Source organism: Seohaeicola zhoushanensis (assembly GCF_014656415.1).
In the GTDB taxonomy this organism is placed as follows: Bacteria; Pseudomonadota; Alphaproteobacteria; order Rhodobacterales; family Rhodobacteraceae; genus Seohaeicola_A; species Seohaeicola_A zhoushanensis.
Map to the genome: position 1 here is coordinate 345748 of NZ_BNCJ01000002.1, position 24270 is coordinate 370017.

The 24270-nt window shown below is 67.4% G+C and carries 17 protein-coding genes; 6 read left to right on the forward strand and 11 right to left on the reverse strand.

Annotated elements, in window-relative coordinates; all coding sequences use genetic code 11:
- Window positions 1–443 precede the first annotated feature (443 nt).
- From IE266_RS05725 to IE266_RS05770, 10 genes are all read right to left on the reverse strand, one after another.
- Complete coding sequence (locus IE266_RS05725) at window positions 444–1694, reverse strand: AAA family ATPase (RefSeq protein ID WP_189679077.1); 1251 nt, start codon at window positions 1692–1694, stop codon at window positions 444–446.
- Window positions 1695–2192: 498 nt separating this feature from the next.
- Window positions 2193–3452, reverse strand: coding sequence for a flavin-dependent oxidoreductase (locus IE266_RS05730; RefSeq protein ID WP_189679078.1), 1260 nt, complete (start codon window positions 3450–3452; stop codon window positions 2193–2195).
- A gap of 53 nt (window positions 3453–3505) precedes the next feature.
- Window positions 3506–4057: an isopentenyl-diphosphate Delta-isomerase gene (gene idi / locus IE266_RS05735; protein ID WP_229863905.1), complete on the reverse strand. Its 552-nt coding sequence runs from the start codon at window positions 4055–4057 to the stop codon at window positions 3506–3508.
- Window positions 4054–4467 (reverse strand): c-type cytochrome, encoded by a 414-nt coding sequence (locus IE266_RS05740; RefSeq protein ID WP_189679079.1) that lies wholly within the window; start codon window positions 4465–4467, stop codon window positions 4054–4056. The genes idi and IE266_RS05740 overlap by 4 nt, the downstream gene beginning before the upstream one ends.
- A gap of 61 nt (window positions 4468–4528) precedes the next feature.
- The gene (locus IE266_RS05745) at window positions 4529–5545 is read right to left on the reverse strand and encodes a P1 family peptidase (protein WP_189679473.1); all 1017 of its coding nucleotides are present in this window, start codon (window positions 5543–5545) and stop codon (window positions 4529–4531) included.
- Window positions 5546–5660: 115 nt separating this feature from the next.
- On the reverse strand, window positions 5661–6407 hold the full coding sequence (locus tag IE266_RS05750; protein ID WP_189679080.1) for an SDR family oxidoreductase: 747 nt from the start codon (window positions 6405–6407) through the stop codon (window positions 5661–5663).
- A gap of 27 nt (window positions 6408–6434) precedes the next feature.
- Window positions 6435–6854 (reverse strand): alternative ribosome rescue aminoacyl-tRNA hydrolase ArfB, encoded by a 420-nt coding sequence (arfB, locus tag IE266_RS05755; RefSeq protein WP_189679081.1) that lies wholly within the window; start codon window positions 6852–6854, stop codon window positions 6435–6437.
- 587 nt (window positions 6855–7441) lie between these two features.
- Window positions 7442–8065, reverse strand: a complete 624-nt coding sequence (locus IE266_RS05760) for a queuosine precursor transporter (protein ID WP_189679082.1) — start codon at window positions 8063–8065, stop codon at window positions 7442–7444.
- 96 nt (window positions 8066–8161) lie between these two features.
- Complete coding sequence (gene mepA, locus IE266_RS05765) at window positions 8162–9037, reverse strand: penicillin-insensitive murein endopeptidase (RefSeq protein WP_189679083.1); 876 nt, start codon at window positions 9035–9037, stop codon at window positions 8162–8164.
- Complete coding sequence (locus IE266_RS05770; RefSeq protein WP_189679084.1) at window positions 9034–10401, reverse strand: MFS transporter; 1368 nt, start codon at window positions 10399–10401, stop codon at window positions 9034–9036. Before IE266_RS05770 ends, mepA begins: the two co-directional genes overlap by 4 nt.
- A 119-nt stretch (window positions 10402–10520) precedes the next feature.
- Between IE266_RS05770 and IE266_RS05775 the strand changes: the two genes are divergently transcribed.
- From IE266_RS05775 to yaaA, 3 genes are all read left to right on the forward strand, one after another.
- Window positions 10521–10808, forward strand: a complete 288-nt coding sequence (locus tag IE266_RS05775; RefSeq protein WP_189679085.1) for a YggT family protein — start codon at window positions 10521–10523, stop codon at window positions 10806–10808.
- Window positions 10809–10904: 96 nt separating this feature from the next.
- Window positions 10905–12947 (forward strand): DNA helicase RecQ, encoded by a 2043-nt coding sequence (gene recQ / locus IE266_RS05780; protein ID WP_189679086.1) that lies wholly within the window; start codon window positions 10905–10907, stop codon window positions 12945–12947.
- A 131-nt stretch (window positions 12948–13078) separates the two neighbouring features.
- Window positions 13079–13849: a peroxide stress protein YaaA gene (gene yaaA / locus IE266_RS05785; protein WP_189679087.1), complete on the forward strand. Its 771-nt coding sequence runs from the start codon at window positions 13079–13081 to the stop codon at window positions 13847–13849.
- Here the strand turns inward: yaaA and IE266_RS05790 are convergent.
- Window positions 13837–16035, reverse strand: a complete 2199-nt coding sequence (locus IE266_RS05790; protein WP_189679088.1) for a response regulator — start codon at window positions 16033–16035, stop codon at window positions 13837–13839. The genes yaaA and IE266_RS05790 overlap by 13 nt on opposite strands.
- Before the next feature lie 158 nt (window positions 16036–16193).
- On the opposite strand from IE266_RS05790, the gene IE266_RS05795 reads away from it, so the two are divergent.
- From IE266_RS05795 to pbpC, 3 genes are read left to right on the forward strand one after another with little or no spacing between them, the layout of a single operon-like run.
- Window positions 16194–21629 (forward strand): alpha-2-macroglobulin family protein, encoded by a 5436-nt coding sequence (locus IE266_RS05795; RefSeq protein WP_189679089.1) that lies wholly within the window; start codon window positions 16194–16196, stop codon window positions 21627–21629.
- Window positions 21626–22183: a putative glycolipid-binding domain-containing protein gene (locus tag IE266_RS05800; protein WP_189679090.1), complete on the forward strand. Its 558-nt coding sequence runs from the start codon at window positions 21626–21628 to the stop codon at window positions 22181–22183. Before IE266_RS05795 ends, IE266_RS05800 begins: the two co-directional genes overlap by 4 nt.
- Complete coding sequence (gene pbpC, locus IE266_RS05805; protein WP_189679091.1) at window positions 22176–24227, forward strand: penicillin-binding protein 1C; 2052 nt, start codon at window positions 22176–22178, stop codon at window positions 24225–24227. Before IE266_RS05800 ends, pbpC begins: the two co-directional genes overlap by 8 nt.
- Window positions 24228–24270: the final 43 nt, after the last annotated feature.

Below are 24270 nucleotides of genomic sequence, written 5' to 3' on the forward strand. Positions count from 1 at the left end.
GGGGCACCACCCACGCCGCACGCTCTCAGGGGCGCTTCCCCTCCCCCTCGGGGGAGGGGGGCGGTGGATGGCGTGGTGAGGGGTTGAAGCGCAATGGCCGCTTGAAGGCCGCTTACGGTTTGCTACGCCATGGCTGGTGGCGGCAATGCGCAGGACGGGGACTTGACTGCCTGGCGTCCGGCTCGGGAGAGACTTGAAGCAATCGGCCCATACCGGCCGCTCGCCAAGATCACCAGCGCTGCGGTGCAGCTTCACCGGACCAGTCATTCACGCATTACGCAGCATGGCCTTGCGCGCAGAGGTCAGCAACGCGGACGCAACGGACCTTGAGCCGGATCATCTGACGCCACTCATCTACAGCTGGAACAGACCATTAACCACCTCGCGCGTTGTCGCTCCAATGATGCAAAAACGAGGCGGGATGACTTTCTGCTGCCTAATTTCTATATGTCATTAATTACGCGGACGACTTTACCCTCTTTGATAGCCAGCATGGTCCGTATAGCCATTCGCACTTTTGGGCTTGAAAGCCTGTAAGACTTTTGGCTCTCAATGCGCCTTAGCAGTGGATTCTCATCCTTCGAAAGTTTTGATAACTCTCCGGATACATTGAGGGCCACATTTTTGGTGGTTTCAGGGAATAGCTCTCTAATCTTTGCTTCTACATCCTTGTAGGTAAAGGTGTCTTTAGTAATCTCACCGCAAGCGTATAGACATTGGTTCCGCCTTGCCGCCTTGGTTTCATTTGAGTTTAGACGATCCGCCAACATGGCACAGGTAGAGCGAATAGAATTTTTTGCCCACTTAGTAGTCGCTCTGTCGAAGACAACTTGATCTATTTTCCCATCCTTCTTTCGAGCCTCCTTTGCGATCTTTAAGCCCAACTCTTGAAGCTCGAGTGCAATTCTGTCAGTTACCTTTAGCATCCGATCATAGAAAATGTCGCTATTACCTATCACTTTCAGCTTCAACGCACTCTCAAGGCCTAAACGCATTAAAGACTTGGCTTCGTTGGGCGTCATCCGCTCAACTTCCGGAATTTCTTTAAGTCGCGTTGAAATCGTTTGAAGATTATCACTTTTTGAAAGTATTTCATCTATCCCAGCAGGGGTTCCGACAATTACAATCTTAACTTCATACTGAGAATAGGTGGGGTCGTCCAAGAGGATAATGCAATTCGAGACTTGCTTGCACAAATCCGCGTCACTGGAAATCTGCTCGAAATTATCTAAGACGATTACTGCCTTGCCCCTGCCAGCCTTCTTTCTAATGTAAGCCAAAAGCCTTTCGAAAGGCTCTTTCTTGCCCTTTACATAGGTCCAAGTCCCTTCGAAATCGACGCCGACACCTTGCGGCTTGATGCCGCCTGATTTGACCAGCTCATAAGCCTCCTTCTCGAGTTCTTCATTCCTTGAGAGTCTATCCTGGAAAGCGGCGCCGAGAGATCCCAGTCTTGAGGCTTGAACAAGGTTGATGACTTCATAAGAGACGCGCTCAGTTTCAAAAACTCTTTTATAGAGCCATGACTTGCCGTTGCCGCTTTCTCCAAAAATGATCAGATGCTGACTTTCAGTTAGCCCCTCCGCGAGTTCCTCTTCCAGATCTGGACGCGGAATATACGATCGGCGGTTTACGTCGGATGAACGTGGAGTAAAGACCTCTTCTGGCTTGGGCGTTCCGGAGAAAAGCGACATGATCTTGGTTCTCTACTTTTGAATATCCGTCACGAAATCTACTATCATCAAGTCTCGTCGAAGACCATGTGGTAAGATTTCAATCTCGTGCACAGAAGCGCGTGACGATTTGCTTCTTACGGAGCTTCCAAGAGCGGTCATCCGGTGATCGGCGCAGCGAATTTCCGCTTCCCGCCCATAGTGTCAGCGCCCCGCGACATACTGCGCCTCGAACGAATGTCGCGAAAGGGCTGCGAACAGCCGCTTGGGCTGGCTAACCCTCGTGCGGCGTCGTCTGCTTCGCCGGCACTTTCACAGGTTGCCATCAAAAGCCCCGGTCAATACCGATCCCTCCGGCAAGGCGCTCACCACAACCCCACACGATCCGTTGCCAAGGTCGGGGAAGGGGGATCTTACCACCCCCGAAAACCACTGTCCCAGATTCACTCCCAACGAAAATCAAGCAATTCCAATATCTTGATCCCCCGTTCTAGCTGGGACACTCAAATCCGCCCTGTTTCAGCCCACCCTGGCCCCCGCCGGAATCAGGGCCGGCCGGGCGTTCAGCGCCTCGATCGAGAAGCCCGCGATCGACTTGTATTTCGCCGAATGCGCCGCCAGATCGGCATGGGGGATCACCTCCTCGATATCCTCGAACATCCCCCCGCACAGGTCCTCGACCCGCTGCAGCACCCCGTCCGGCCCGCCGCCCTTGCGGTTCGCCCCGGTGATCGCCGTGGTGACCGGCCGCACCTCCGCCTCGTAGGCCGCCAGCGCCGCGGGCCCGATCCCCTGCGCCAGCAGCTTCGCCCCGATCACCCGCGCGTCGACAATCGCCTGGCTCGCCCCGTTCGACCCGACCGGATACATCGGATGCGCCGCGTCCCCCATCAGGGTCACCCGGCCATGGCTCCACCGATCCAGCGGGTCGCGGTCGATCATCGGATACTCGAAGATCTCCGCCGCCCCGCCGATCAGCGCCGGCACGTCGATCCAGTCGAACCGCCAGTCCGCGAAGTCCGGCAGGATGTCCGCCGCCGCCACCGTCCGGTTCCACTCCTGCCGCCGCCAGCCGCCCGAGCGGTCGAAGCGTTTCTCGGCGATCCAGTTGATGGTGGCGATGTTGGTCGCCGGGTCGGGTTCGCTGATCGGATAGGCCACCAGCCTCAGCGAGTCGTGCCCGATCATCACCATCGCCCCGCCGCCGAAGTAGGCGTCGGCCGGCGTGGTGCCGCGCCAGAGCACCTGACCGTTCCAGATCGGCTCGCCCTCGTCCGGCACCATCTGCGCCCGGATCGCCGAGCGGATGCCGTCGGCGGCGATCAGCAGGTCACCGTCGATGCGCCGCCCGTCCGCCAGCATCAGCTCGGCGCGGTCCTCGTCCTGCGCGAACCCCGCTACCCGCGCGCCGGTCTCGATGCAGGCCGGTCCGGCCCGTTCCAGCAGCGTTTCGTAGAGCATCACCTGCAGCGCGCCGCGATGCACCGAATACTGCGGCCAGGCATAGCCGGCCCAGGTGCCGCGCGGCTCCTCCCATATCCGCAGCCCGTGCTTGGTATGAAAGCCGATCTGCCGGGTGCGCACGCCGATGCGCTCCAGCCCCTCCTTCAGCCCGAGGTCATAGAGCTCGCGCGCGGCGTTGGGCTGGAGGTTGATGCCGACACCCAGCGGCCGGATCTCGGCGGCGCTCTCGAACAGGCGGAAGGGCACGCCGATCTGGTGCAGCGTCAGGCCCATGGTCAGCCCGGCGATCCCGCCTCCGGCAATCAATACGGTCATGCTAAGTCCTCCCGAGGGTCACTAGAACCACCCGGATGGGCCGGGCGCAAGCCTTAGCCCGCCGCGAAGGTTCCGCCAAAGATCTCGGCGGCGTGGTCGGCGAGGTAGATCCGCAGCCAGGGGGTGAAGGTCTCGGGCGCGCGGGCCACCTCGTCCCGCAGGGCGGCGAAGCCGGCCCAGCGGGTCTCCATCACCTCGGAGGGGTCCGGATCGAGCCGCAGCCCCGGCCCAGCCTCGGCGACGAAGACATCGACCAGCTCGTGCTCGACCATGCCGCCGCCGACCTCGGCGCGGTATTCCAGCTGATGGCGGTGGTCGAGGTCCAGGCCGCGGATCCCCAGCTCCTGGTCGAGCCGGCGGCGGGCGCAGACCTCGGGCGCCTCGTCCCAGTGGGGGTGGGTGCAGCAGGCGTTGGCCCAGAGGCCGGGCGTATGGTATTTGCCCATCGCCCGGCGCTGCAGCAGCACCTCGCCGTCGCGCAGCACGAAGACCGAGACGGCCATGTGGCGCAGGCCCCTGGTATGCGCCTCGAGCTTGCCGGTGGGTGTCAGAACGCCGTCGACCCAGGCCGGGATCAGCGCCGAGGCCTCGGCCGGATCGATCACTTCGACCCGAGGCTCACGAGATAGGCATAGATGTCTTCACCGCCGGACTTCAGCTTGAAGGTCATCTTGGCCTTGGCCTTGGAATTGCCGGTGTGCTCTTTCAGGAAGCCGGTCGGATCATGGGTATAGGCGGCGAAGGACTCTTCGTCCCAGACCAGCCCGGCCTCGCCGGCGGCAACCAGGTCGGCGCCATAGTTGAAGCCCTCGACGCTGCCCGCCTTGCGGCCTGGCGCGCCGAAGAGGTTCGGCCCGGTCTTGCCGCCCTTGACGATGACCTCGCCCGCGTCCGACACGATCTCGTGGCACGAACGGCACTTGTTGAATTCCTTCTCGCCCTTGGCGGCGTCGCCTTCGGCGAGGGCGGGCGAGGCAATCAGGGCGGCGATCAGAGTGGCTGCGATACGGTTCATTCGGGCTTCTCCAACTATGGGGTGCCCCGTTCTAACGAAGGCGGCGCCCCGGTTTCAACGGTCAGATTGCCGCGTCGGACCAGCAGGGCAACAGATCGCCGGGTTCGGGGCGGGCCTGGTGGATGGCGCGGGCGATGGCGCGGGCCAGGCAGAGGCCCGCCGCATGACCGATCAGCGCCAGCGCCCGTTCGCCGCCATCCTCCAGCGGGCGTGCGCCGGTAGACAGCGCAAAGACCAGGTCGCCGTCGCCCGGCGTATGGGCGGGCACCACGGCGCGGGCGATGCCGTCATGGGCCGCAGTGGCGAGGCGCTGGCATTGCGCCTTGGTCAGCGCGGCGTCGGTGGCGACGATGGCGATGGTGGTATTGGCGCGCTCGTTCGACTGGTTGCGCATCGCCTGCATCTTGCGGCTTTCGGTTTCGCGTCCCAGCCCGCCGCGCGGGTCGGGGCCAAGGCCGCCGAATTCGCCGTCGATCTCGAAGGGGGCGGCCCAGAAGTGGCGGTCGCCCGGCGTCGTGACCGCGCCGACCGGGTTGGCGGCGACCAGCGCGCCGACTGTGATGCCGTTCTCGAGCACCAGCGAGGCCGAGCCAAGTCCGCCCTTGAGCATCGCGCTGAGTGCGCCGGTACCTGCGCCGGCGGTACCGATGTCGAAGTCTTCGCCCGCCGCCTCGAAGGCGGCGCGGCCAAGCGCGCGATAGGGGTTCTCGGCCCAGTCCTTCCGTCCGCCGTTCAGCAGGTCGAAGATGATGGCGCCCGGCACCAGCGGGATCACCGCCGGGCCGATGCGGAAGCCGCGCCCGCGCGCGCGCAGCCCGTCGACCACGCCCGAGCAGGCGTCGAGCCCATAGGCCGAGCCGCCCGAGAGCACCAGCGCATCGACCGCCGCCACCGACTTGTCGGGGGCCAGCAGGTCGGTCTCGCGGCTGCCGGGCGCGCCGCCCATCACATGGACCGAAGCGGTGAAGGGCGCGTCTGCCGTAAGCACGGTGACGCCGGATTTCAGCGTCGCATTCGAGGCATTGCCGACCTTCAGGCCGGCGACGTCGGTTATCAGATTGCGCTCGCCCGGTTTCATCCCCTTGCCCTTCTTCTCTTTCCAAATATCTCCGGGGGTCGCCATTGTCTCGCCATTGGTCCGAGAGACAATGGCGGCGGTAGTGCCCCGGTCCGCCGTCACCACAGACGCGCCGTCAGATGCAGCGCCCGCCGTCGACTTCCATCGCCACGCCGGTGACCATGCCGGCCTCATCCGAGCAGAGGAAGCAGGCGGCATTGCCCATGTCCTCGGGGGTCGAGAAGCGGCCGATCGGAATGGTCGAGAGGAACTTGGCGCGCATCTCGGGGGTGTCCTCGCCCATGAAGGACTTGAGCAGAGGCGTCTCGCCGGCCACCGGGCAGATCGCGTTGACACGGATGCCGGCAGGGGCGAGTTCCACGGCCATGGTCTTGGTCGCGGTGATCATCCAGCCCTTCGAGGCATTGTACCAATTCAGCTTCGGACGTGGCGAGAGGCCGGCAGTCGAGGCGACGTTGAGGATGGCCCCGGTCGTGCGGCCTTTCATGTGGCCGACCAACGCGCGAGCGGTCAGGTAGACCGATTTCATGTTGACCGCATAGACCCGGTCGAAATCGGCCTCGCTCACCTCTTCCAGCAGGCTGGGCAGGTGGGTGACGCCCGCGTTGTTTACAAGGATGTCGACCTGGCCGAAGGCGGCGAGCGCCGCGCGGGTCATTTCATCGACCGAGGCGCCGCTGGCGACGTCCACGGTTTGCGCCAGGGTCATGTCGCCAAGCTCGCGCGCAAGGCCCGCCGCCGCGTCGCCGTTGATGTCGGCGATCATCACGCGCGCGCCCTCGGCCGCGAATTTCCTGACGATGCCCGCGCCGAAGCCCGATGCGCCGCCGGTCACGATGGCGGTCTTGCCTTCCAGTCTCATGCTGTCCTCCGAAGTGTTCGCCCATTCCTAGGGGTCGCGGACCCTGCTGCGCAAGGCCTTGATCTCGCCGCGCTGCGTCTTGGCGTCGAGGCGGCGGCGGATCGAGCCCTTGGTTGGCTTGGTGGCGATGCGCTTCTTCGGGGCGATCAGCGCGCGTGCGATGAGTTCGGCCAGCCGCTCGCGGGCGATGTCGCGGTTCTGGGCCTGGCTGCGGGTGGTGTCGACCTGGATCACCAGCGCGCCGTCCTGGGTCCAGCGCCGCCCCGCCAGCCGTTTCAGCCGGGCCTTGACGGCAGGGGTCAGGCTGGGCGACCGCTCGGCCTCGAAGCGGAGTTCGACGGCGGTCGAGACCTTGTTGACGTTCTGCCCGCCCGGCCCGGAGGCGCGCATGAAGCTTTCGGTCAGTTCCCAGTCCTGGATGGCGACGGTGTCGGATACGTGCAGCATGGGGTGATTGTAGTCTGCGTCGGGGCAATCAAAAAGGGCCGCCCGAGTGGTCGGACGGCCCTTATCGAAAGTTCTTAGGAGGAAGGTCGGTTAGACCTAAAGCTGGTCAGCTCGGGCGGCGGCGCCGCCAAGGGTTGCCTCAGGAGGCCGTCTCCCGAACTGTTCCGACGCCTTGCTCCAATACCTTTCTCGACACTGGATCACCTCCTTTTCTGTTGTTGCCACTAACTGCGATGGTCGCATGTTTCCGTTAACGGTCAATTGATTTTTCGGAAGGCGGGGGCAAAGGGCTCCAGCGTTGCCGAGATGCTGCACAAAAACTGTGCAATTTAACGCTACGGAAACCAAACTGGCCCGGATTGGCCGTTTCGGAGGCCAGAAGTGCGGCCGGAGGGCGAAAAGGAATCACCACAAAGAGGGACGGAACCGAGGGGGCCCACTATCCGTTGTGCCTCTTGGGGTCAGTGTTCGCGTCGGGCTTCCGGGCAGGGGATTTTGTCAAAAGCCGTCCGAAGAGGCAATTTCAGGAATAATCCACAGGCCCCGCGGGCGGTTTCGCCCCGGCGTGCTGCGCCTGGGCGAGGGTGTCAGGCGGTCTCGGGCCGCAGGCGCTGCACGATGATCCTGAACGGGACCAGCGCAACCATAGCGAGGCTCAGCTTGACCAGCCAGTCGGCGGTGGCGAGCGAAACCCAGAGCGGCACCACCGGGCCAAGGCCCATGAGAGGCAGTGCCTCGTTGGCCCAGGAGACGTCGTTGCCCTGCTCCATCCAGGTCAGCTGGCTGGCGAAGGCGATCGAGAAGAACAGCGCGGTATCCAGCGAGGCGCCCACCAGGGTCGAGGCCAGCGGCGCGCGCCACCAGCGGCTCTCGCGTAGGGCCGAGAAGATCGCCACGTCCATCATCTGGGCGACGAGGAAGGCGGTGCCCGAGCCGATGGCGATGCGCAGCGTCACTAGCGGGCCGAACTCGCCGACAATCTGGGTGCCGATCAGCGAGCAGACCACGCCGACGGCAAAGCCGGCGGCCACCACGCGGCGCGCGGGTCCGGCGCCGTAGAGGCGGTTCATCAGGTCGGTGACCAGGAAGGCGAAGGGGTAGGTGAAGGCGCCCCAGGTCAGCCATTGGCCGAAGAGGAACTGGACGAGGATATTCGAGGCCACCACGATGGCGGCCATGGCAAGGATGCCGGGAAGATAAGCGCGGTTCATGTCTGATGCCCGTTTTTGACAAGGTTGCGGCGACTTGGCCTGCCGGTGCGGCGGGCGACAAGGCGTCTAGACCTTCGCGGGCTTGCGCGCAAGGGCTCAGTCGGCGCGCAGCACGCCCATGCATTGCTTGGGCAGGTCGGCCATCACGTATTCGCGGCGCGGCTTGGGCTTGGGTGCGTTGGGGTCGCGCTTTTTCGGCGGCGGCGGGTTCAGGATGTCGTTCACCCACTGCTGGGCGTCATCGCAGCCATCCCCGGCGGGTGGCGGATCCTGATCGACGCAGCCGCGCATCCCGCGCGGGCAGGCGAGGCGGACGTGGAAGTGATAGTTGTGCTTCCACCAGGGCCGGATCTTGCGCAGCCAGCTGCGGTCGCCTCTTTCGTCGTTGCACATCTGCAGCTTGATCCCGGCCGAGACGAAGATCCGCGCGACGCGCGGGTCCGAGGCGGCAGCCTTGAGGATCTGGTGGTGCGCCCGGCTCCAGTTGCCGTTGGTGAAGGCTTCCTTGTTGCGGGTCACGTCGATCGGCGAGACCGCTTCGCGTTCCTTCCGGGTCAGGTTGATGCGCGAGGCCGGCAGCATCCAGATGTCGGCGTCGAGTCCGAGCTGGTGACTGGCATGCCCCGAGACCATCGGCCCGCCGCGCGGCTGGCTGATGTCGCCGATATACAGCCCCTGCCACCCCGGCTGTTGCGCGGCAAAGCCGCTGAGATCCTGGATGAAGGAGACCATCTCGGGGCTGCCCCAGTTGCGGTTGCGGGAAAGCCGCATCGCCTGCCAGGTCGGTCCGGTTTCCGGCAGTTCCACCGCGCCGGCCATGCAGCCCTTGGAATAGCTGCCATAGGCCGCGGATTTCTGCCGCGACGGTGTCGTCTTGGCTCCGAAAAGCTGCTTGGCGAGCGGTTCCGCCTGCACCGGCAGGGCCAGCGCGAGGGTGGTCAGCAGGCAGGCGGCCATTCGGGCAAGTTTCATCTGTCGCGGTCTCCTTCCGGTTTCACCCAGACTAGCAGGATCAGCCCGAGCGCGAAAAGGCCGATGACCGGAGAGAGGCCGATGCGCGTGCTCCCGCTCATGCTTGTGACCAGCGCGATCAGCGAGGGGGCCAGGAAGGCGGTGGCGCGTCCCGAAAGGCCGTAGAGGCCGAAGTGCTCGGTCGGCAGGTCGGGGTCGGTATGGCGCACCATCATCGAGCGGCTGGCCGATTGCAGCACGCCGCCCAGGCCGCCGATCAGCACGCCGCAGCCGAAGAAGATGGCGTCGGGCAGCCTGGACTCGGGGCCGAGGGGAATGCCGAAAATCTGCTCGCGCGACATGGCGACGATGGTGGTGCAGACCGCCATGAGCACCAGGATCGAGGCCAGGATCACTGGTTTCGGCCCAAGCCGTGTGTCGAGCTTGCCACCGAGCCAGGAGAACAGCGCCGAGGAGATCAGCGCGACAATGCCGAAGATGCCGATGGCGGTGAGCTGCCAGTCCAGCACCAGCGCCGCATAGGTGCCGCCAAAGGCATAGAGCCCGTTCAGCGCGTCGCGGTAGAACATCGACGAGCCGAGATAGGCGGCCAGGCTGCCGCGATGGCGCAGCTTGGAGACAGAGGCCACCACCGTGCCAAGCGCCCGGCCCAGCGTGGCGCGCTGCCCGGTGCGCGGGCGGTCGCGGTACCACAGGAAGTAGGGGACCATGAAGACCGCGTACCAAAGCGCCGAGAAGGGTCCGACGCTGCGGGTGCCCTCGCGCGCGGCGGCGTCGAGGCCGAGGATCGGATCGATGCCGATCAGCGTCTTGCCGTTGCCCTGTTCCACGAAAAGCAGCAGCATCAGGACCAGCGAGAGCAGCCCGCCGAGATAGCCGAAGGCGAAGCCCGAGCCCGAGATCTTGCCGACCTCCTCGTCGGTGCCAAGGTCGGGGAGCTGCCCGTTGATGAAGATCAGCGCATATTCCGCCCCGATGAAGCCGATGACGAAACAGGCCAACATGGCCCAGAGGTTCGAGGCGTCGGGATAGGTCCACCAGAGCGCGCCGCTGCCGGCCACATACATGACCGAGAAGGCCACCATCCAGGGCATCCGCCGCCCGGCGATATCGGCCATCGCCCCGATGATCGGCGCGCCGATGCCGATGATGAGGCCGGCGATCAGCATCCCCACCGCCCAGGTACTCTGCGCCTGCGCCTTTGCCGCTTCCTCGGCCAGTCCCGTGGCGAGGTAATGCTGCGCCGCGATGGCCGCGAAGTAGGGGCCGAAGACGAAGGTGACGAGCAGCGTGTGATAGGGCTGGCTGGCCCAGTCGAAGAACCACCAGCCCCAGATGCGCTTCTTCTGCGAGATGTCCGCCATGCCTGTCCCCTTGGTTTTGCGCCGATAAGACAGGGGAACGGCCATGCAGGCAAGCGCGCACTTGCCCTTTTGCACAGGCGGTCTTAGGTGGGTGGAGGTTCGAGAGGAGAAGACGATCGATGAAGTCGCTGTTCGACATCCTGATGCTGGTCCTGGACGTGGTGTGGTTCTTCGTGATCGCCCATGTGATCATGAGCTGGCTGATCTCGTTCCAGGTGCTGAACCTGCGCCAGCAGTTCGTGGCCCAGCTCTGGTACACCCTGCAGCGCATCCTCGAACCGCTCTACGCGCCGGTGCGCCGGATCCTGCCGCGGATGCAGGGCATCGACCTCGCACCGCTGGTGGTGCTGCTGGCGGTGATCGCGCTGCGCATGATCCTCGTCAATAACGTGGCGGCCTTCTACTAGATTTGCCGCCATCGGGGCCTTGTTCACCAAATCTTAGTATGTGACATTGCTCTCTGGAGCAGACACATAAAAAATCGATTCAAGGCCCGCCCGGACATGCCCGACCCGCAGGCGCTGTTGCGCGACGTATTCGGATTCGACGGTTTCCGCCCTGGGCAGGAAGATATCGTCAATGCCGTGACGCAGGGCCGTAACGTGCTGGCCATCATGCCGACGGGCGGCGGCAAGTCGCTTTGCTTCCAATTGCCGGCGCTGCTGCGCGAGGGGGTCACGGTGGTGATCTCGCCGCTGATCGCGCTGATGCGCGACCAGGTGCGCGGCCTGCAGGAGGCGGGGGTGAGCGCGGGGGCGCTGACCTCGGGGAATACGCCCGAGGAGACGGCGGCGGTCTGGGAGGCGCTGGAGCGGGGCGACCTCAAGCTGCTCTACCTCGCGCCGGAACGGCTGGCGGGCGGCGGCGCGGTGGCGATGTTCAAGCGCATCGGCGTGCGGCTGATCGCGGTGGACGAGGCGCATTGCGTCAGCCATTGGGGCCATGACTTCCGCCCCGACTACCTGCGCATCGGCGAGTTGCGCCGCGCGCTGGACGTGCCGCTGGCGGCCTTTACCGCCACCGCCGACCAGGAAACCCGCGTCGAGATCGTCCAGAAGCTGTTCGACGGCGAGGCGCCGCAGAGCTTCCTGCATGGCTTCGACCGGCCAAACATCCACCTGGCCTTTGCCGCCAAGAACAACCCGCGCGCCCAGATCCTGAGCTATGCCGCCGCGCGCCGGGGCCAGTCGGGCATCGTCTATTGCGGCACCCGCGCCAAGACCGAGGCGCTGGCGAAGGCGCTGAGCGACGAGGGCCACAACGCCTGCGCCTATCACGGCGGCATGGAGGCCGAGGACCGCCGCATCGTCGAGACCCGCTTTGCCCGCGAGGACGGGCTGGTGGTGGTGGCGACGGTGGCCTTCGGCATGGGCGTCGACAAGCCGGACATCCGCTGGGTGGCCCATGCCGACCTGCCGAAGTCGATCGAGGCCTATTACCAGGAGATCGGACGCGCAGGCCGCGATGGCGGCCCGGCCGAGACGATGACGCTGTTCGGCCCCGACGACATCCGCCTGCGCCGGTCCCAGATCGACGAGGGGCAGGCCCCGCCGGAACGCCGCGCCGCCGACCATGGCCGGCTGAACGCGCTGCTGGGCCTTGCCGAGGCACTGAAATGCCGCCGCCAGGTGCTGCTCGGCTATTTCGGCGAAAGTGCGGAGCCCTGCGGCCACTGCGATCTCTGCGAGAACCCGCCCGAGACCTTTGACGGCACCACGGCGGTGCGCAAGGCGCTCTCGGCGATCCTGCGCACCGAGGAATGGTTCGGCGCCGGCCATCTGACCGGCATCCTGACCGGCACCGCCACCGACAAGATCCGCGCGCGAGGGCATGACCTGCTGCCGACCTTCGGCGTGGGCAAGGAGTATGACAAGCGCCAGTGGGCGGCGATCTTCCGGCAGATGCTGGGACATGACCTGGTCCGCCCCGATCCGGACCGCCACGGCGCGCTGCGGATGACCGAGGCGGCGCGGCCCATCCTGCGCGGCGAGGCGGGGATCACGCTGGGCAAGGAGGCGATCTCGCGCGCGGCCACGCGGACGCCGGCGGTGCGGGCCATGGTCTCGGACGAGGACGCGCCGCTGCTTTCGGCGCTCAAGGCCAAGCGGCGGGCGCTGGCCGAGGCGGCGCGGGTGCCGGCCTACGTGATCTTCCCCGACCGCACCCTGGTCGAGATGGCCGAGACCCGGCCACAGACGCTTGACCAGATGGCGCGGATCGCCGGGGTGGGGGCGAAGAAGCTGGAACGCTATGGCGCGACCTTCCTGGAGGTCATTACTGGCGCGGCCGAGGTGGTGCATCCGGCGCGCCGCAAGCTGGCCGGGCGCGACGCGGGAGCGGTGTTCGACCGGCTGCTGGCGGTGCAGGCGGAACTGACGCGGGGCGAGGGTGGTATCGACAAGGTGATGAGCTGCACCGCCTCGGAACTGGCCAAGGTGGCGCAACTGGGCGAATGCGATGCCCGCGCGCTGGAACGGCTGCTGGGCGAGCGCCGCGCGGAACGCTTTGGCGCCGCGTTCCTCGAGGTGCTGAGCGGGGCGCGATGAAGGGTGCCAAAGTTTTCCAGGAAAACTTTGGCAAAAAATTCCTGGAATTTTTTGCCGCTCGGGTGCGGGCTTCAAACGTTGATGCCCGCGCCATCGCGGGCTAATTCCGTCCCGAAGACAGGAGATTTGGAATGCTGGTGGTGATTTCTCCGGCCAAGCGGCTGGACTGGACGGAACGTGACGTGGCGATGACCACGCCGGATTTCGCCGAGGACGCGGTGCGCCTGGCCAAGACGGCACGCGGGCTGACGCTCGAGGCGCTGCGGGCGCTGATGGGGCTGAGCGCCGATCTTGCCCGGCTGAACCGCGACCGCTTCCGCGATTTCGCCGAGGCGCCCGAGGGCGGCAGCACCCGCCCCGCCGCGCTGGCCTTTGCCGGGGATACCTACCAGGGGCTCGACGCGGCCTCGCTCGATGCCGAGGAGATGGCCTGGGCGCAGGAGCATCTGCGCATCCTCTCGGGGCTCTACGGCATCCTGCGCCCGCTCGACGCGATCCAGCCCTACCGGCTGGAGATGGGCAGCCGACTGAAGACGCGGCGGGGGGCGAACCTGTATGATTACTGGCGCGACGCGCCGGCCAAGGCGTTGAGGGCCCAGGCTGAGGCGCTTGGCACCGATGTGCTGGTGAACTGCGCGAGCCAGGAGTATTTCGGCGCCGTCGATCTCAAGGCGCTGAAACTGCGGGTGGTGACGCCGGTGTTCCTGGAAGACAAGGATGGCAAGGCCAGCGTGGTCAGCTTCTTTGCCAAGCGGGCGCGGGGCGCGATGGCGCGCTATGTCATCCAGCACCGGCTGACCGACCCTGCGGCGCTGGCCGATTTCGACAGCGGCGGCTACGCGCTCGACCGCGAGCAGTCGACGCCCGACCGCCCGGTCTTCGTGCGCCCCTATTCGAGCTGATCGAACGGCGGCGCCGCGTCGGGTGGCGCGGCGGCGGCGATGCGTTCGAGCAGCGGCGCCTTGCGCAGGGGCTTGGTCAGCACGTGGTCGAGCCCGGCTTCGAGGATGGTCTCGTCGTCGCCCTCCATCGCATGGGCGGTGAGCGCGACAATGGGGACATGGCCACCGCTTTCGGCCTCGATGTCGCGGATCTCGCGAGTGGCGGCCCGGCCGTCCATCCGGGGCATGGAGATGTCCATCAGGACGAGGTCCGGGGCGATTTCGCGGAAGGCCTGCACCGCTTCCTGCCCGTTGGCGGCGAAATGCAGGTCGATCCGGCAGTGTTTCAGCATCTTGGCGAGCACCAGCTGGTTGGTGCGGTTGTCCTCGGCTGCCAGAACCCGCATCAGCCGCAGCTCGGGGTCCGGGGCAGGCATGGCGCGGGGGGGCTCATTCGTTTGTTCCGCCGTCACGGCTGGTTCTCCGGCAAGGGCGGAGAGGCTGGAAAAGAGGCCGGCGCGGGAATAGGGGTATTGCAGCATGCCCTGCACCAGCGGGAAGGCCGGGTCGTTCTGCGCGCTGACCGGGTTGGCCGAGATCAGCAGGAAGGGCAGGCTGTCCCAGCCCGCCGCGCGCAGTGCCTCGGCCAGTTCCAGCCCGTCCATCCCACTCATGGCGTGCTTGGCGACGATCAGGTCGACCGAGGAGTCGATCCGGTCGAGCGCCTCGGCGCTGCCGGAGGCCGCAATGACCTCGAGGCCGAGCTGGGTGAGCTGGCCCGCTATGATCCGGCGGGTGGCGAGCTGTTCCGCGACCACCATCGCCTTGCGCATGTGCGTGGGCAAGCGGAGCGGTGGCCCTTCTGCCATGTCGAGCGCGGGCAGTTGCACCTGGAAGCCGAAGCATGACCCCTTGCCTTCGGTGCTGTCGACCCAGACCCTGCCGCCCATCAGCGCGATCAGGCGCTGGGTGATGGCCAGCCCAAGGCCGGTGCCCTCGAACTCTCGCGATTGCTCGTCATCGGCCTGGTTGAACTCGCCGAAGATGTGCTCGATCTTGTCGGCAGCGATGCCGATGCCGGTATCCTCGACCGTCACGTGGATTTCGCAGAGGCCCGTCGCCTGGTCGGGCACACCGGTCACGCGGATCAGAACCTGCCCCGCGCGCGTGAATTTGACCGCATTTCCGGCGAGGTTGGTCAGGACCTGGCGGATGCGGCCGGGATCGCCGCGGAAGCGGGTCGGCAGGAAAAGGTCATAGTCGACGAGGATCGCCAGCCCCTTGTCGCGGGCGCTGGCCTGCAGCAGCAGCACCACCTCGTGCACGCAGCGTTCGAGGTCGAAGTCGGTGGGGTGCAGTACCAGTTTGTCGGCCTCGATCTTGGAGTAGTCGAGCACGTCGTTGATGATGACCAGCAGCGCCTCGCCCGAGCTTCGGATCGTGCTGGCGTAAAGCCGCTGTTCCTCGTCAAGCGGCGTGTCGAGCAGCAGTTCGGCCATGCCGACCACGCCGTTCATCGGGGTGCGGATCTCGTGGCTCATGTTGGCGAGGAAGGCCGACTTGGCGCGGTTGGCCGCCTCTGCACGGGCGCGGGCGGTCTTGAGGTTGGTTTCGTAATGCACGGCGGCGGTGATGTTGAGCGCAAGGCTCACCACGTCGCCGTCCTGGCCGCGCTGGTCGATCAGCTTGATGTATTCGTCGTTCCACCAGCGCGCCACGATGGGATCGGGGGCGGGCGACATCCAGCGTTCGGTCATCATGGCGCGCCATTCGGTGGGCGTCAGGTCTTCCGTATCGACCAACCCCTCGTCGGTCAGCAGTTGCAGCAGGCGGGCGTAGGAGACGCCGGGCACCACCTCCTCCAGCCCGTCGAAGGCGCCGACCCAAGCGGTATTGGCGCCGATCATCAGCCCGTCGGCGTCGAAGAAGGCGAAGCCGTCCTCGATGGTCTGGATCGAATGCCAGAGCCGCCGCTCGGCGATCTGGATCTTTTCCTGGGCGACGGTGAGGTCGGATTTCACCCGCGCGTTTTCGTCCCTGACGGTGGCAACCTCGGCCTGAGTCTCACCGATCTGCCGGGTCAGCGCCAGCGCGTGGCGGCCGAGCTTGCGATTCGCGGCCGAGAGTTCGGCCTGCTTGAGTTCGAGCAACCGCTCGGCGGCGAGGCGCGCGCGGCGCTCTTCGGCGAGTTTGTTGGCAAGGCTCATGGCCCTGGGCCCCCCTCGGGTGAACGGGCGCGCCGGGCGGCCCGGCCTCACCTTCGCCACGGACGGTAAACAACCGCTTAAGTTGCGCTGTCCGGGGGAAACGGTTGCCAGCTTCGGCCCGCTCGTGCGACCCTGCGCGGCAACTGCAGGAGGCATTCATGACTCGTTTTCGCGTAACATTTTTCACCCTTGTTCTTTCCCTGGTCACGGCTGCCTCGGTCTCGGCGCAGAGCGCTGTTCCCGAGTTCCGCTATGTCGTCACCCGTGACATCGACTTCTATGGCGCCGACCTCGACGCGGTCTTCGACACGACCCTGCAATCGTGCGAACGGGCCTGTTCGGCGAATGCCGCCTGTTCCGCCTTCACCTTCAACTCCCGGTCGAACGCCTGCTTTCCCAAGCGGGGCGTGACCGACCGGAAGCCCTATGTCGGGGCGCTCTCGGCCGAGAAAATCGCCACCGCGCCGGCGGTGCGCGCGGCGGCGGCCCAACGGGCGGCCCGGCTTGGCTTCCTCGGCACTTCGGATCTCGCGGATGCCGAGGCCATCGCCCGCAACATCGGGCTGCGGCACCAGGGCGGCGGGATCGACCTCGATGCGCTGCTGGCCACCGCCCGCGCGCGCGAGACGGCAGGCAATACGGCGCAGGCGATGGGCTGGACCGGGGCCGCCGTCGCGGCGAGCGACCGCGCCGATCTCTGGGCCGATTACGCCCGGCTGCTGGTGGCGATCCGGACGAACAACGGCTCGGACCGGCGCGACAACCTGCGGCGCGCGGTGCAATCGGCGGCCAATGCCTACCTGCGTGCCGAAAGCCCGGCGCTGCGGGCCTCGGCGCTGCTGACCATGTCCGAGGGGCTGGAGGGCCTGCAACGCGGGCGCGACATGATCCCGGCGCTGCGGCTGGCCTCGGAGGAGCAAGCGCGCGACGACATCGAACAGGCGCTTGAGAAGGCGGTGGGGAAATACGGCTTCCGCATCACCGAGACCACGGTCGAGAGCGACACCGCCGCGCCGCGCATCTGCGCCCAGTTCTCCGAGCCGCTGGCGAAGATCGGGGTGGATTACGAACCCTTCGTGCGCTCCGAGTCGTCGGGGCTGGCGGTCTCGGCCGATGGCAACCAGCTTTGCGTCGAGGGGGTGGAGCATGGGGAGCGCTATCGGATCACCTTCCGGCGCGGCCTGCCCGCGGGCGATGGCGAGACGCTGTGGAAGGACGTCGAGATCACCCAATACGTGCGCGACCGCTCGCCCGCCGTGCGGTTCCCCGGCCGGGCCTATGTGCTGCCCAAGTCGGCCGACGCGGCGCTGCCGATCGAGACGGTCAACCTGACCAAGCTCGACCTGAAGCTGCGCCGGGTCAGCGACCGCAACCTGCTGCGCGCTTTCCAGGGCGGCTATTTCGGGCGGCCGCTGTCCTATTGGCAGGAAGAGGATTTCGCCGGCAACATCGCGCAGGACGTCTGGAGCGGCACCGCCGAGGTCTCGACCGAGCTCAACCGCGACATGACCACCCGCCTGCCGATGGGCGAGGCGATTGCCGGGCAGCCGGCGGGGATCTATGCGCTGAGTGCGAGCGTGCCGGGGGCCGATCCCTATGAGGAACCGGGGGCGACGCAGTGGTTCGTGCTGTCGGATCTCGGCCTCTCGACGCTGTCGGGCACCGAGGGGCTGGACGTGACGGTGCGCGGCCTGTCGGACGCGCAGGCGCGTGCGGGGGTCGAGGTCACGCTGGTCTCGCGCGCCAACGCGGTGCTGGGCAAGGCGGTGACCGATGCCGAGGGCCTTGCGCATTTCGAGCCGGGGCTGACGCGCGGCACTTCGGGCGCGGCGCCGGCGCTGGTGCTGGCGAACATGGGCGACAGCGACATCGGTTTCCTGAGCCTGACCGAGCCGGCCTTTGACCTGTCAGACCGGGGCGTCGAGGGCCGCGCGCCCGCCGGGCCAGTCGATGTGTTCCTGACCACCGACCGCGGCGCCTATCGCGCCGGCGAGACCATCCACGCCACCGTGCTGTCGCGCGACGGCACCGTGCAGGCCATCGAGGGGCTGCCGCTGATCGCCATTCTGAGCCGCCCCGACGGGGTGGAATACCGCCGCCTGATCTCGGGCGGCGGGGTGCAGGGGGGGCATGTCTTCGACATTCCGGTGGGCACGACGGTTCCGCGCGGGTCCTGGCGGCTTGACATCAAGACCGACCCCGATGCGCCGGCGCTGGCCAGCACCACCGTGCTGGTCGAGGACTTCCTGCCCGAGCGGATTGACTTCACCCTCTCGCTGCCCGATGCGCCGCTGATGGCGGGCGATCAGGCGCCGCTGACTGTCGCTGCCAAGTATCTGTTCGGCGCGCCGGGCGCCGACCTTTCGGTCGAGGGCAACGTGACCCTTGCCGCCGTGCGCAGCGTCGCCGAGTGGCCGGGCTACAGCTTTGGCCGCTATGACGCCGATACCTCGCCCCGGTCCGACTATTTCGGCGGCGAGCGCACCGATGCCGGGGGCAACGCGACCCTCTACGTCGACCTGCCGCAGATCGAGGCGACCGGTTTCCCGATGGAGGCGCGGTTCGTTACCCGCGTGGCGGACGGTTCCGCCCGCCCGGTCGAACGCCGCCTGATCGCGCCGGTGCGCCCGGATGGCCCGGTGATCGGCATCAAGCCGCTGTTCGAGGACGTGGTGGCCGAAGGGTCGGAAGCGGCCTTCGAGGTGATCGCGCTGGGCCCCGATCTGAAACAGGTGCCGATGCAGGTGAAATGGACGCTCAACCGCGTCCGCACCCATTACCAGTGGTACCAACTGTATGGCGACTGGAACTGGGAGCCGACCGTGCGCCGCACCCGTGTCGCCAGTGGCGAGGGCACGATCGGTTCGGCCTCGCTGACGGTGCAGAATCCGGTGGAATGGGGGCAATACGAGTTGGTGGTGGAACGGGTGGACGGTGACTTTACTTCGGCCGCCTTCGACTTTTACGCCGGCTGGTATGCGGCGGGCGACAGCTCGGCGACGCCGGACCGGCTGGAGATGTCGCTCGACAAGCCGGACTACGCGGTTGGCGATACCGCACAGCTGCGCATCGTCCCGCGCGAGGCGGCGGTGGCGCTGGTCACGGTCATGTCCAACCGCGTGATCTCGCGCCAGGCGGTCGAGGTGCCGGCGGGCGAAAGCCTGATCCCGGTGCCGGTCACCGCCGACTGGGGGACCGGCGCCTATGTCAGCGCCACGGTGATCCGGCCGATGGATGTCGTCGCCGGGCAGAACCCGGCGCGCAGCCTCGGGCTGGCCCATGCCCGCATCAACCCCGGCGACAAGGCGCTGCGGGTGACGATCGAAACGCCCGAAGTCGCCGAGCCGCGCCAGACCCAGTCGGTCAAGGTCAGGGTCGAGGGCGGCAAGGCGGGCGAACAGGCCTATCTGACGCTCGCCGCCGTCGACGTGGGGATCCTGAACCTCACCGGCTTCAAGAGCCCGAACCCGCAGGGCCATTACTTCGGCCAGCGCCGTCTGGGCGTCGAGATCCGCGACGTCTATGGCCGGCTCATCGACGGGATGAACGGGGCCATGGGCACCGTGCGCTCGGGCGGGGACGGCGACATGGGCGCGCGGCTGCAATCGCCGCCGCCGACGCAGGACCTGATGGCCAGCTTCAGCGGCGTGGTCGAGGTCGACGCCAATGGCGAGGCCAGCATCGACATCGCCCTGCCGCCCTTCAACGGGACCGTGCGCTTGATGGCCGTGGCCTGGAGCAAATCGGCCGTGGGGCAGGCCGAACATGACATGCTGGTGCGCGACCCGGTGGTCGTCACCGCGACGGTCCCACGTTTCCTTGCGCCGGGCGATACCAGCCGGATGCTGCTCGAGGTGGTCCATGCCGATGGCCCGGCCGGCGAGATGACACTGGCGCTGGCCGGCGGCGCCGGCCTGAGCCTGGGCGCCGGGCCGGGCAAGTTCACCCTGAGCCCCGGTGGCAAGGCGGTGTTCCAGGTGCCCGTCACCGCCGGTGCGGTCAGCGATCCCGAGATCGAGGTGCTGCTGACCACCCCCGACGGCGAGGTGCTGCGCCAGACCCTGCGGATGCCGGTGCGTTCGAACGACCCGGTGATCGCGCAGACCCGGCGGTTCGCGCTGGGCGGGGGGCAGAGCTTTGCCTTCACCAACGACGTCTTCACCGGAATGCGACCCGGCACCGGCAAGGCGATCCTCTCAGCCGGCCCGCTGGCGCGGTTCGACGCGCCCGGCCTGCTGACGATGCTCGACCAGTATCCCTATGGCTGCACCGAGCAGATCACCTCGAAGGCGATGCCGCTGCTCTATCTCTCGTCGGTCGCCAAGGCGGCGGGGATGGGGGATGGCCCGGCGGTCAAGGAGCGCATCGAGGCGGCCATCGCCAAGGTGCTGTCGCGGCAGTCGGCCAATGGCGCCTTCGGCCTCTGGCGGCCGGATTCGGGCGACTTCTGGCTGGATGCCTATGCCTCTGATTTCCTGAGCCGCGCGCGCGCCGAGGGCTACCAGGTGCCCGACCTGGCCTTCCGGCTGGCGATGGACAACCTGCGCAACCACGTCAACTATGCCGCCGATTTCGACGAGGGCGGCGAAGAGATCGCCTATGCGCTGATGGTGCTGGCACGCGAGGGGGCGGCGGCGATGGGCGATCTGCGCTATTACGCCGACATCAAGGGCGACGCCTTCTCGACCCCGATGGCGGCGGCCCAGGTGGGCGCGGCGCTGGCGGCCTATGGCGACCAGACCCGCGCCGATGCGATGTTTGCCCGTGCCGCAAAGCTGATCCAGCGCCGCCAGGCGGAACAGCCAGTCTGGCGCGCCGATTATGGCACCTACCTGCGCGACAACGCGGCGGTGCTGGCGCTGGCGACCGAGGCGGGCAGCACGGCGATCAACGTCTCGGCCCTGACCGACCGGGTGACGGGGCAGTCCGACCGCCTCTCGACGCAGGAGGCGACCTGGTCGCTGATGGCGGCACAGGCGTTGGTCCGGGCGCCGAACCAGTCGAACCTGCGGCTGAACGGGGCCGCTGTGGACGGTCCATTCGTCATGGTGCGCGAGGATGACACGCCCAGCCAGGGCGCCAGCATCACCACCACCGACGGCAAGCCGACCGACATCACCCTGACCACCTTCGGCATCCCCGAGGTGCCGCCGGCGGCCGGTGGCAACGGCTATGCGATCACGCGCAGCTATTACACTTTGGAGGGCGATCCGCTCGACGGCACCATCTTCCAGGTGGGCGAGCGTTTCGTCACGGTGATCGAGGTGAGGCCCTTCGAGAATGCCGAGGCGCGGCTGATGGTCGACGACCCGCTGCCCGCCGGGGTCGAGATCGACAACCCGAACCTGCTGCGCTCGGGCGATGTCGGCGCGCTCGACTGGCTCGACCCATCGGAGGCGGTCCATAGCGAGTTCCGTTCGGACCGCTTCCTCGCCCAGGTCGATCTGCGCGGTGGCAAACAGGTTCGACTGGCCTATATCGCCCGTGCCGTCAGCCCCGGCAGCTTCCACCAGCCCGCGGCCTCGGTCGAGGACATGTACCGCCCGACCTACCGCGCGCGGAGCGACGCGGGGCGGGTGACCGTGACGGAATGAGCGGGACGGTCTGCACCGCGCATTGGCGCCGCATCGACGGCGAGGGCACCGACCGTTGCACCCTGGGGTCGGCAGAACACGGCTGGCTCCTCTCGGGGCAGGCGGCCTGGCGCGAGGAGGAGGTGGAAACCGAACTCTCCTATGCGGTGCGCTGCGACAGGGAATGGCGCAGCCTCTCCGCGGATATCGCCGGCCGGCGAGGGGAGGAGGAGATCGCCCTGCGCCTGCTGCGCGGAGAGGAGGGCTGGATGCTGAACGGCGTGCTACAGCCCGAGACCGGCGGCTGCGTCGATCTCGACCTCTGCTTCACCCCTGCGACCAACCTGCTGCCGATCCGCCGTTTGGTACCCGACGGCCCCATCCCGGTGCCGGTGGTGGCGGCCTGGCTGGTGCCTTCGCTCGACGCCATGCGGCCGCTGGCGCAGAGCTACACGCGGATCGACGAGGATGATTACGCCTATGACTCAACAGGCTATTCCACCCGGCTGAGGGTGCATCCGACTGGCTTCGTCACCCAGTATTCCGGCCTCTGGGAGGGCTGGGTCGATGCCTGAAGGGGCGCCCCACCGCTGGTTCTTCGGGCTTGCCCTCGCCCTCGGCCTGGCCGGGGCGAGCCGCGATGCGGCGGACGCCTGGATTGACGCCACCGTGCTGCCGCCGGTCCTTGCCGAGACCTCGGTCGAGACGCGCGACCGCAACGGCCAGCTACTGCGCGCCTACCAGGTCGGCAACGGCATCTGGCGGCTTGCGGTGACCCCCGCCGAGGTCGATGCGGCCTATGTCGGGATGCTGTTGCGCTACGAGGACAAGCGGTTCCTGACCCACCAGGGCGTCGACCCGCTGGCGCTGCTGCGCGCGGTCGGGCAGGCGGTGGTGAACGGGGACACCGTCTCGGGCGGCTCGACCCTGACCATGCAGGTGGCGCGGCTGATCGAGGACGGGCCGACTGGGCGCTGGGCCGGCAAGCTGCGGCAGATGCGGGTGGCGCTGGCGCTGGAGCGGCGGCTGTCCAAGGACGAGATCCTGCGCCTCTACCTGACCCACGCGCCCTTCGGCGGCAATATCGAGGGGCTGCGCGCCGCGACCTTCGCCTGGTTCGGCAAGGAGCCGCGCCGGCTGACCCCGGCCGAGGCGGCGCTGCTGGTGGCGCTGCCGCAATCGCCCGAAACCCGCCGCCCCGACCGCAACGCGGCGGCGGCGCGGGCGGCGCGCGACCGGGTGCTGGCGCGCAGCGCCGCGCAGGGGGCGCTGGAGGCAGGCGAGGCCGCCGCCGCGCTGCGCAGCCCGGTGCCGACGGCGATGCGGCCGTTTCCCCAGCTGGCCGCCCATCTCGGCGACCGGATGCGGGCCGAGGCCCCGGACCTGGCGCGCCACGACCTGACGGTCGATGCAACCGTGCAGGCGGCGATGGAGCGGCTGCTGGCCGAGGCGGTGCGCGGTGCCGGTCCGCGCGTCTCGGTCGCGCTGGTGGCGGTCGATCATCAGACCGGCGAGATCATCGCCTCCGTCGGCTCGCCCGCTTACGCGGCCGAGGCGCGCGAGGGCTATGTCGACATGACCCAGGCGGTGCGCTCGCCGGGGTCGCTGCTGAAACCGCTGATCTACGGGCTGGCCTTCGACCAGGGGCTGGCCCATCCCGAGACGCTGATCCACGATGGTCCGGTGACCTTCGGGCGCTATGCGCCGCGCAATTTCGACGGCCAGTTCCGCGGCGATATCCGGGTGCGCGAGGCGCTGCAGCAGTCGCTCAACATCCCGGTGGTGCGGCTGGCCGAGGTGCTGGGCCCGGCGCGGATCACCGCCGCGCTGGAGCGGTCGGGGGCGCGGCTGCACATTCCGGGCGGCAAGCCGGGACTGGCGATTGCGCTGGGCGGGCTGGGGATCACGCTGGAGGACCTGGTGCAGCTCTATGCCGCGCTGGCCGAGGGCGGGCAGGGTGTGGGCCTGAACGCGCGGCTGGGCGCGGCGGGGGCGCTGCATCAGAAGCTAATCTCGCCCGAGGCGGCCTGGCAGGTGGGGCATATCCTGGCCGGTCTGACGCCGCCGCCGGGGGCACCTTCGGGGGTGGTGGCCTACAAGACGGGCACCTCATACGGGCACCGCGATGCCTGGGCGATCGGCTATGACGGGCGGCATGTGATCGGGGTCTGGATGGGGCGGCCCGACGGGACGCCGGTGCCGGGCGCCTTTGGCGGCGACCTGGCGGCGCCGGTGCTGTTCGATGCCTTCGGGCGGCTGAAGCAGGGCTTCGAGCGGCTGCCGCCGCCGCCGCCGGCGACGCTGATCGTGACCGCCGCCGAGCTGCCGCTGCCGTTGCAGCGGTTCCGTCCCCGCGATGCCGCCTTCGAGGCGGCGGCGGGCGGGGTCGAGCTGACCTTCCCGCCAGACGGGGCGCGTCTGGCGCTGGGGGGCGGTCCGGTGACGCTGAAGCTGCGGGGCGGGGCGGCGCCTTTCTCGGTGCTGGCGAACGGGCGGCCGGTGGCGACGGGCGCGCAGGGCCGCGAGATCGAGATCGCCGCGCCGGGGCGGGGGTTCTCGACGCTGGTGGTGATCGACCGGGCGGGGAGTTCGTCGCGGGTGACCGTGCAGCTCGACTGAGGCGTAGGGCGGGGTTTCACCCCGCCGCGCCGGGTGTCCCAGC